The following is a 10,036-nucleotide window of genomic DNA, read 5'->3' on the forward strand; positions in this document are numbered from 1 at the left end:
TGGGTCACCTGCGGTGGGCCGAGAGCACCGGGGCGGCCGTCGGTCTGACGCTGGGGTCGGTAGCACTGAGCGGCGCCACCTGGCTGATCGGCAAGCAACCAGCTACTCGTCCGCACGGGGGTTGCGCGCTCCTGCCGACGCGGCCGGTCACGTGCGGGCGGGAGCGAACGGTCGGATCGGCCAAACTAACCACGGCTGACCGAACCGAAGATCGAGGCCCGGGTCAGCCGTGCAGCCAGGCGAAGGATCGTGTGTACAGGCTTTCGACTCCGGCGGACCGGTCGTCGCCGAAGAGATCGTCGTCGATCGGATAGCCGAGGCCGTCCAGGTGATACGCCAGAGCCCGGTACGACGGACGGAAGCGAGCGAGGCGGACAGGATCCAGCTGCGGGACCGCGTCGGGGCTGACTGGGACGATGGTGCCGCGCTCGTAGATGGGTTCGAGCGACACCAGCCACCAGCGGTCATGCCGCCGCTCGGCGCGGTAAAGAAGCCTGGTGTACGAGGTGACGTCGGCAGTGACGCCACCGACCTCCGCTCGCACCTTGATGCACGCCGGCGCCTCGATCAGGGCCCGTTCGCTGTCCAGGCGCGGCACGGGCGGCCCGAGGCGGTGCGTCGAGCGGGCGCCGCTGTCGGCGATGTGCCGGCACTCCCTTCCCCACCACACATCGGGATGGCGCGCCAGGACTCCGGCGAGGAGCAGGTCCGAGACGGCACGGGTCGAGTCGAAGATGAATTCGAGCATCGGCCGGGGCCGTCCCAGGGCGACCGTCTCGGGCTCGACGGGTGAGGTGAGATGTACGAAGACCAGGGTCCGACGGCGGTCGAGTTCGGCCCACAGCGGCTCGAAGGGGGGAGCCCAGGTAGTGACCGTGCGCGTTGGTCTGGATGGTGACGCCGTCGCTGCCCAGCTCGTCGAGGGCGTAGGCGAGTTCGACCAGGCTGCCAGTACACGTCCGGCAGGGGCAGGGAGGCGAAGTGGCCGAAGCGGTCGGGTGGGCGCGGAAAAGTTCGGCGGCGTACTCGTTGACCTCCCGGGTGAGAGCACGGGCGGGCGTGTCGTCGCCGAAGTGGGTCCCCGAGGAGGAGGTGGACAGCAGTGAGGTGCGAATGCGGTGCTCGTCCATGAGCCGCAGATGTTCCTTGGCGTTCCAGGAGGGCCAGCCGGGCATGCCGTCCGGATGCGTGTGCCTGGCGGCCTTGGCCGCAGCCACGGTGACGGGCTCTCAGGCTAGATTGGGGCCAGAGCCTGCAGCCGCCGACGCACGCCGCTTGCATGCGGCCCAGACCGAGCGACGGCCGACCAGTCCACTGCACCCAGCATCCCTGGGCGACCAACCCTACGAATGGCTCGATCCATCAGGCCGAGAACGTAGATCCGTGGGGAGTTCGTAGATCCGCCGGACACTCGACTTACGCCGGGATATGTCTGCGCCGTACACATGCAGGGACACAGCCAGTCCAGATCCGGCATTTCGCACGCGGTGTATGTCACCGGGCGGGGCAAAGGCGCTGACATCGCCGACCTGATTAACCACGTCCTGGACGGCAACGAGCCGCGGGATGGGGCTGGCCGTGAGGAGATGATAGCGGCGCTCGTGCTCCTGGCCTTGGTGGACGCCGGCGACACACCATGAGACGTGATCGTGGACTGAAGTGAACTGGCCAGGCAACCAGACCAGTGCTACCAGGCTGAAGGAACCATCGGGTTCGGCATGCAGTAGATGTTGATGATAACGATCGGGGCTGCCCTGACACTGGGCCTCGGTCAATAGCCCGGGAAGACCAAGGCGAGGCGCGAGTCGTTCGCCCACTAGCTGCGCAGTATTCTCTGCGGAATACCTACGTGCCACCACTTCACGGATTTCCGTAACTAGTATGCGCAAGTCGACTGTGGTGGAGGATATGGAAGGGTTTGTTCGGGCCATGATCACACTGTCCTATTGTGTGCTTGATCACGTCAAAGTCATGACTTTGGGAGCATGTTGGCGAGGTTGTCCGTGGCCCGTACAAGAGGAACAGACAGGTAAGAAAGACGACGAGCGCAACGGGGCATCTTGCTGGAGGTCTGGTCTTCCGCACGATTCGGTTCCGTGATTTGAAGCGCACCTAAGCGTCGTTTGGCCGAGTCTGCATGACGGACGGAGAGCCTTGCAGGGTCGGTGAGCATCTCGACGGCCGGTCCGCGACGTTAGCTGTGTCGTGCCACCGTAAGGGCCTCTGTATGCACAGTTAGTTGATCAATTTCGAGATGTCGCCAAGGACCCGTGCGAGACCCCCCGATGCCTGCAGTTCTTTGCGTTGGATGATCAGGTCGGGCGTAACTTGCTCGAGATCCAATTTTCGCGCCATTTGAGCGCGTCCTCCTCCTGTTATATTCAGGAGGACCTTGGCATGCCTTTCTACCTTGCCGCTCATGACTGCGCTACGCAGAGAGGCGACGGCGACCCCCGCAGCCAGCTCGATGTCGATGCCTTCAACTTCACAGAATGCACGTGTCGCGTCTTGCGCCGAAGAATTACTTATGGCGAAAACATCTCCCGAGCTTTCCATGAGGGCATCGTGCAAGCCTCCACGCAAGCTATAGGGGGGCCTTCTGTTGGTCAACTCTGGTGCGCAGACCTGAGATATCTCAAGGCGGTCCTGATCTTCGGATGATGGCACAGTAGTTCGCCGACCGGAGCGCCATGCACGCAAAACTGGGGTAAAAGGTGAGTTTTGTGCCAGCATTAGCCTGGGAAGGCGCTCCCTGCCACCAGATGCCTGCCCTATTCGGCTTGCGGCCTCGTGGGTAGCGATAGCGCCCGCACCGCTACCGATAGCTTGGAAGTAGTAGTCGGGAAGGCCACCGATTGACTCAACGGCAGAAAGCAGGACGGTGCCGAGCCCGTCCCGCCTGCCGACGTTGCGGGTCCCGCCCTCGGAATGGAACCCGGGGAGATTAGAAACGGCATCCCCAAGCGAGATGGCGTCGTAGTAGTCAGCGCCATCGATCGCGATGATGTTCACGCACGGGTGCAGGGGTTCGTGCACCTTGATGTTCTTGAGTGCGACTTCGGGGACGATGACGAGAACAGGTATCTGGTAGCGCGAGCACAGGGTGGCGAACGCCACCGCAGTATTTCCTGCAGAGGTTACGACGAGTCTCTCTGTGTCGTCCTTAAGGCGGCTCAGGACTGTGTACGCCTCGAACTCTTTGAACGTTGCCGTGTCCAGTGTTGCGTCCCTCTCGGGCCAGTAGCCATTGAACGCAATCCACAGCTCGTGCAGTCCTAGTAGGGAGGCAAGCTGATTGCTTCGGTAGACGATCGGACGACTGGCGTTCGGAAAAGTGCGGCTGATCGGCAACCACTTATGATATCGGTAAATTCCCGAGTAATCGTCACTGGGCTCGAAGTACTTCTCCGAGTAGTCAGTTCTCAGGAGCCCGGGGGAGTGTGTTTCCGGGCAGTCAAGAGTGCGCCCGTCGTCGGTCAGGCGACAGTTGCATACAGAGCAGACTAGGGAGTAGTGAGACATAGTGCTCTCGTTCAAGGGCTTGCCCGGTCCTGACGTGAAGAGTGCATCATCAGATGGTGCCGTGTGGGCGGGATTGGGTGATCTCGATGAGCTGCCGTCTCGGGAACGACGACGGCACGCGGTGGCCCGCTCTGAGCGAGGCCGTCAGTTCTGTCTGGCCCTGAGGAGCTCTATGAACGTTTCCGCTGTTGAGTTGCGATAGAACTCCTGGGGCGTCACCGTCGGCAAACCCGCATCTCTGAGTTCGCGCAGCATGCGTATCACCAGCAGCGAATTGCCACCGAGTTCGAAGAAGTTGTCCTGGGTGGTCACTTCGACGTTCAGTACACTGGCCCACAGCTTCAGGATGTGTGCTGTGAGAGCGTCCGCATCGACCGTGTCCGACTCTGTCGGCCGGCCGTCACCTACGGAAGTCCCGGCGGCCGGCGCCGGCAGAGCTGCCGGGTCCAACTTTCCGTTGACTGTCAGCGGAATCGCCGCTAGTTCGGTGACCGAGGCAGGCACCATGTAGACCGGGAGTCGGGTACGGGAGTACGCCAGCAGGTTGGCTGTGGGCAAGGACGAGCGGAGGGTGACGTACGCATCGATGCGAGCCTTCGTGCGGTCACCGGAGTCGTCATCGCGAAGAATGACTGCGGCCCCGGTGACCTCTGGGTGGCGCAGTAGCGTGTTACGTATCTCATCCAGCTCGATGCGATGACCGCGCACCTTAACCTGGTTGTCGAGCCGCCCCAGATGCTCCAGACCACCGTCCGGCAGCATCCGGCCCTGGTCACCGCTCCGGTATATCCGGCCGCTGCCGCAAGGATCCGTCAGGAAACGGTCCGCCGTCAGCTCCGGCTGCCCGAGATAGCGGTCTGCGACGCCGAGGCCCCCCACATAGATTTCTCCCACCGCTCCGACCGGGAGGACTCGCCCCAGTCGGTCGCGAACGGACACGGACCATCCCGGCAGCGCGCGACCGACCCGACGGCTGTGTCCGACGACATCAGAAGGGGACACCGTGTGTGCTGTGACATGTACCGTCGTCTCAGTGATGCCGAACATGTTCACCAGTCGGCACCCGGCGTGGGAGTAACGCGCGAGCCAGGGCGTGAGCATGCGGACGTCGAGCGGCTCGCCTCCGAATATCACCAAGCGAGTCGACAATCTGGAGTCCGAGCGCCGGTCCGCCTCGATGAGCTGCGCGAAGGCCGACGGCGTCTGGTTGAGGACTGTCACGTGCTCGCGCTGCAGCAGCGCGTGGAAACCATCGGGGTCCCGCGTGGTCCAGTAATCCACCACGACCAGGCGCCCGCCGGTGAGCAGGCATCCCCAGATCTCCCAGACCGAGAAGTCGAAGGCGGTCGAATGGAAGAGGGTCCACACATCAGCCGGGCCGAGGCGGAAGTCCTCCTTGGTGGCCTCTATCAGTGCCACGACGTTGCGGTGCGGTATCACGACCCCCTTGGGGCGCCCCGTCGAACCTGAGGTGTAGATGACGTAAGCAGGTGCGGCAGGGCCTTCCTGCGGCGTCGCCGCAGGGGCCTCCGAGCTGAGCGCCCTGACGGTTTCCGGTGTGACGACCCGCACGCCGGAAATCTCGGGGAAGCCGCCCTCGGCCGCGACCACAACGGCGATTCCCGCGTCTTCCACCGTGTAGTGCAGCCGTTCCGCGGGGTGGCGGAGGTCCATCGGTACATACGTGCACCTGGCCTTGAGTACGCCGAGCAGTACCACCACCAGTTCGGCATCGCGCTCCAGGGCAACGCCGACCATGTCACCGGGCCGGACACCTGAAGCGTTCAGTCCGGCGGCAACCAGGTCCGAGAGTTCGTCCAGCTCCCGGTAGCTCAGGCTGGTCGTCCCGGAAGTAACGGCGATGGCATGGGGCTGTCTCCCCGCGATGCGGGAGAACACGTCCGGTATACGGCTGCTCGGCCCCTTGCCATGGTCGGCTGCGGGCGAGCTGCCGAGGCAGAGAACCTCCTTCACCTCGGCCGGAGCTAGGAGGGCGATCTCCTTGAGACGCCCTTCTTCTCCGGCCTGCAACTGATCGGCGACGCGGGCCACATGGCTGGCGAAGCGCTCGGCAACTGACGGCGAGAGCGCACCACGGTCGAAACGTAGGGTCCCCTCCACGACACCCTCCGCATTGCGCCGGAGGTGGAAGAGGGCGGGCAGTGGCGGGGTCAGGTACGGGCGGTGCAGTCGGTCGGGCGCGGCCTCGTCCACGATGATTCCCACACCGAGGAGACTCAGAAGCCCGCCGCTGTCCGGGGGGCGATGACGGGCCAAGAACCCGCCGACGGTCTGTTCCTCGTCCAGCGCGTTCCCGATGTCATACCGAGACAAAACCAACTCGATCCCCGCGACGAACGCAGAGGGATCGATCGCGCCGGGCAGGGGAACAGAGACTTCTTCGATCCGGCCGGCGTGACGCGGATCGCCGAGCCCCCACTCCAGGCTCGGGTCCACTTGGCCAGCGGGGGCCTCCTCCTCGATCGTACGGCCGAAGGAGAAGGCGTTGGACTCGAAGGTCACGTCACGTCGCGCGACCAGCACAAGGTCGGCCGTTTCGTCCGCGTAGCACACCAGCGTGGCACGCAGGGGTAACCCGGTCGGGTGCAGCTGCCTCTCCGCTTCCTGCCTCGCCCGGGAGCGAGCGGCAGGGTGGTCGGCTGCGTACGGAAGCCGTTCTTCCCACAATCGCAGCCCGGCCAGTTCCGGCCAGGAGTCGACAGCACCAGCGCGCAACAGCTGCTCCGTCGCGGCGGCTTGGACGGGACCGTGCATCCGGAGGACCAGGCTGTGACAGCTTGCGGCCTGGATCATCGACATGGAACTCCTGACATACGAGACAAAAATGATCAGCGGGCGCTGAAGCCGCCGTCCACCGTGAGGGTGGTCCCGGTCACCTGGCGCGAGTCGTCACCAGCCAGCCATACGGCCGCACCGGCGACGTCGTGCGGTTCGATCAGCGAGTTCATCGGCTGGGACTGAACGAAGATGTCTTCGTGTTCGTCCACATCGACTTCCAGTGAACGAGCGATCTCTGCGAGCATGCGACCTTCGTGCACCGGATCGTCGCGCACCGACCCGGGACACAGCGCGTTGACGCGGACGCGAAACGGCGCGTAGTCGAGCGCAGCGGCCTTGGTCAAGCCAATGAGTCCATGTTTGGCCGCGACGTAGCCTGCGAAATGACGGTAACCCACCAGTCCGGCGGTGGAGGCGACGTTGATGACGCTACCGGATCTTTGCTCGACCATGGTGGGAACGACGGCCTTCATCATCCGCCATGCGCCACTGAGGTCGATGCCGATCATCAGGTCCCACTCGGCCTCGTCGATCTCATGCACGGCCTTGCCCGACGGGGCGGCGATACCGGCGTTGTTGAGGAGGACGTGCACGGTCCCGAAGCGTTCCAGCGCCATGGCCGCAACCGTGTGTACGGAGGCAGGGTCCCGGATGTCGGCGACAACGGTGAGGACCGAGACGTTGTGTGCCCGGCACAGGTCCGCTGTGTACTCCAGTTGGTCCGCGGAGCCCAGAGGGTAAGGCACGCCCGCGACGTCATCGGCGACATCGACGAGTACGAGGTCGGCTCCCTCCTGGGCGAAGCGGATGGCACAGGCGCGGCCCAGGCCACGGGCGGCTCCCGTGATCACCGCCGTCTTGCGTCGCAGCGTGCTGACGGTTTCCATTCCCGTCATCACCGCAATGCCATGGCAACCGCGTCAATGACCGGCAGAGGCGAGGAAGTGAGGTACATGTGACCACCCTCGGGTTCGAGGACCTGGAAGGCCGCAGTGGTGGCGTCCTTCCACTCCTCGGCCTGTTCCTTGGTCACCAGGTGGTCGTCCGCTCCGCGCAAGGCCGTGATGGGTATGCTCAGCGGATCCTGGGAGACGGCCTTGTAGTTTTCGTGCATCTCCACGTCTGCCCTCAGGGCCGGCAGCAGCAGTTCTCTGAGGTCCGGATCGGCCAGAGCGTCGTGTTGGTAGCCGGCGAACTCGCGGACCCGTGCCAGGAACTCTTCGTCGTCAAGGCCCGAAGCCCGCTGTGTCCTGCCGGTCCACGGACCGGGCGAGCCACTCACGAAGAGATGGACCGGCCGTCCCCCGCCGTCGGTGTCGAGGCGGCGAGCGATCTCGAAGGCGATCACGGCCCCGAGGCTGTGCCCGAACAACGCGAACGGGGTCCCGTCGGCCAAGGTCGCGACCTGGGGAGCCAACGCGTCGGCTGCATCCATGACGTCACGAAATGGGTCTTCGACGAACCGCTCCTCACGACCCGGAAGTTGTAGGGGCGCGACTCGCGGCGCATAGTCAGGGAGGTCCTGCCAAGCACGGTAGAAACTTGCTCCTCCCCCCGCAAACGGGAGGCATACGAGGGTATTACTCATCGGCGTAATCGCTCTCTGCAAAGGGATGTCTGTGATGCCGTCGTGGGGTGGCGGAGACGGCATCACACGTGTGCCTGCCGACGTCCCACCACACCCTCTTCTACTTCCGGTTGGCGTCCATGGCGCTGGCCAGAGACTTCGGCCGCATGTCGGTCCAGTTCTCGTCGACGTAAGCAATGGCGTCCTGCCGGCTGGTCTCACCGTGCACTACCGTCCAGCCTGCCGGAACCTCGATCGAGGCAGGCCAGATCGAATGCTGCTCCTCATCGTTGCGCAGCACGAAGAATCGAAGTTCATCGTTCTCAAAAGGATTGGTCGTCATTCTTTTCTCTTTCTCGTTGACAGCGTCACTCAGTACGCCGATTCGACTGACTTGATGGAGCGAGGGCCGTAGAGAAGTCATCCGGCCTAATCGAGTTCGAGTTCGTCGATGTCGTTTTGGGTGAGGTTGAGGAGGGTGAGGTCTGAGGGGGTGAGGCCGCCGGTGTGGGGTTGGGTGGTGAGGGTTTTGAGGATGTTGGTCCAGGTGTTGGTGATGGTTTGGACGGTGTGGTGGTCGAGGAGGGCTTGGGGCCAGGTGCAGGTGATGGTGAGTTGGGGGCCGGTGGGGGTTTGCCAGGTGGCGGCGTTGATGTCGAGGGTGTGGGTGAGGGGGTGGTTGGGGTGGGATCCGCTGAAGGCTGCGCCTTCGGGGGCGGGGGTCCAGTTGTGGGTGTGGTGGGTGTCGGTTCCGAATCGTCCGAGGTAGTTGAAGGAGATGTGGGGGCGGTTTTGGTGTTCTTGGTTTTTCAGGGTGGTTGTGGTGTGGGGGTTGAGGTAGCGCAGGAGGCCGTAGCCGATGCCGTTGTCGGGTGTGGTGCGCAGGTGTTCTTTGACGCGTTTGATGGCGGTGGTCAGCGAGGGGCCGGCGCTGATTGCGTCGTCGAGGTCGATGTCGTCGAGGTTGAGGTGGACGGGGTAGAGGCTGGTGAACCAGCCGATGGTGCGGGTGAGGTCGGTGTGGGGGGTGATGTCTTCGCGGCCGTGGCCTTCGAGGTTGACCAGGACGTGGGGGTTGGTGCGGTGGTGGTGGCGTCGCCAGTCGCAGATGGCGAGGGCGAGGGCGGTCAGGAGGATGTCGGTGACTTTGCCGTGGTAGGCGTCGGGGAGGGTGGTCAGCAGGGGTTCGGTGTAGTGGGCGGGCAGGGTGGTGGTGAGGGTGCCGGCGGTGGCGGTGACGTCGCGTGCCGGGTCCAGGGGGAGGTCGGAGAGTGACTGGTCGGGGGCGTTGAGGATGTTGGTCCACAGTTCGAGTTCTTGTTCTCGCTGTGGGGTGAGGGCTTGGCGGTGCAGGTGGTGGGCCCAGGTGCGGAAGGAGGTGGTGGCTGGTTGGAGGGTGGGGGTGTGGCCGTGTGCGGCTTGGTTCCAGGCGGCGGCGAGGTCGGGGGTGAGGATGCGCCAGGAGACGCCGTCGACGGCGAGGTGGTGGATCATGATCAGGAGGCGGCCGGGGGTGCGGGGGCCGGCGTCGAACCAGATGATCTGGACGAGGGTGGCGTTTGCTGGGTTGAGGCGGTTGCGGGCCTGTTCGGCGTGGTGGGTGAAGGTGGTCAGGGCGTCGTGGGCGGGCAGGCCGGTGATGTCGACGCGGGTGATGTGGTCGGCGGCGTTGATGTGGCCGACGGGGAGGGCGTTCAGGGTCCAGTGCGGCTGGGTTGTCAGGCGCAGGCGGAGAGCGTCGTGGTGATCGAGGATCGTCTGGACGGCGGTGGTGAGGTGGTTGAGTCCGAGGTTGGCAGGCACTTGCAGGAACATGGCCTGGTGGAAGGCGTCGGTGGGGCCGCCGCGTTCGCGTAGCCAGTGGATGATCGGGGTGAGGGGGACCTCGCCGGTTGCGATGTCGGGGGTGTGTTCTTCGGTGGCGGGTTGGTGGCGGGCGGTGCGGGCGAGCGCTGCCACGGTTTTGTGTTCGAAGACGTCTCGGGCGGCGATGTGGATGCCGGCAGTGCGGGCGCGGGAGACCAGCTGGATCGAGAGGATGCTGTCGCCGCCGAGGGTGAAGAAGGAGTCGTCGATGCCGACGTGGTCGAGGTTGAGGATGTCGGCGAACAGGCCGGCGAGAACCTTCTCCGTCTCCGTGGTCGGCCG

General features: G+C 64.5%; 8 protein-coding genes. All 8 read right to left on the bottom strand.

What is annotated here, in order from left to right; genetic code table 11:
* Nucleotides 1-223 precede the first annotated feature (223 nt).
* Nucleotides 224-748, bottom strand: coding sequence for a hypothetical protein (locus AB0L75_RS43310; RefSeq protein WP_365191801.1), 525 nt, complete (start codon nt 746-748; stop codon nt 224-226).
* Nucleotides 749-1,343: 595 nt separating this feature from the next.
* Nucleotides 1,344-1,931 carry a cysteine dioxygenase family protein gene (locus AB0L75_RS43315; RefSeq protein WP_365191802.1) on the bottom strand — a complete coding sequence of 196 codons (588 nt, stop codon included), beginning with the start codon at nt 1,929-1,931 and terminating at the stop codon, nt 1,344-1,346.
* 304 nt (nt 1,932-2,235) lie between these two features.
* Complete coding sequence (locus tag AB0L75_RS43320; protein ID WP_365191803.1) at nt 2,236-3,522, bottom strand: cysteate synthase; 1,287 nt, start codon at nt 3,520-3,522, stop codon at nt 2,236-2,238.
* A gap of 144 nt (nt 3,523-3,666) precedes the next feature.
* The gene (locus tag AB0L75_RS43325) at nt 3,667-6,342 is read right to left on the bottom strand and encodes a non-ribosomal peptide synthetase (RefSeq protein ID WP_365191804.1); all 2,676 of its coding nucleotides are present in this window, start codon (nt 6,340-6,342) and stop codon (nt 3,667-3,669) included.
* A gap of 29 nt (nt 6,343-6,371) precedes the next feature.
* On the bottom strand, nt 6,372-7,217 hold the full coding sequence (locus AB0L75_RS43330) for an SDR family oxidoreductase (protein ID WP_365191805.1): 846 nt from the start codon (nt 7,215-7,217) through the stop codon (nt 6,372-6,374).
* A complete protein-coding gene (locus AB0L75_RS43335; protein WP_365191806.1) occupies nt 7,217-7,972 on the bottom strand; it encodes an alpha/beta fold hydrolase in 756 nt (251 codons plus the stop codon). The genes AB0L75_RS43330 and AB0L75_RS43335 overlap by 1 nt, the downstream gene beginning before the upstream one ends.
* A gap of 37 nt (nt 7,973-8,009) precedes the next feature.
* Nucleotides 8,010-8,231 carry an MbtH family protein gene (locus AB0L75_RS43340; RefSeq protein ID WP_365191807.1) on the bottom strand — a complete coding sequence of 74 codons (222 nt, stop codon included), beginning with the start codon at nt 8,229-8,231 and terminating at the stop codon, nt 8,010-8,012.
* Between the two features lie 86 nt (nt 8,232-8,317).
* On the bottom strand, nt 8,318-10,036 hold a 1,719-nt coding region (locus AB0L75_RS43345), incomplete at its 5' end, for a condensation domain-containing protein (RefSeq protein ID WP_365191808.1).

Source organism: Streptomyces sp. NPDC052101 (genome assembly GCF_040680235.1).
In the GTDB taxonomy this organism is placed as follows: Bacteria; Actinomycetota; Actinomycetes; order Streptomycetales; family Streptomycetaceae; genus Streptomyces.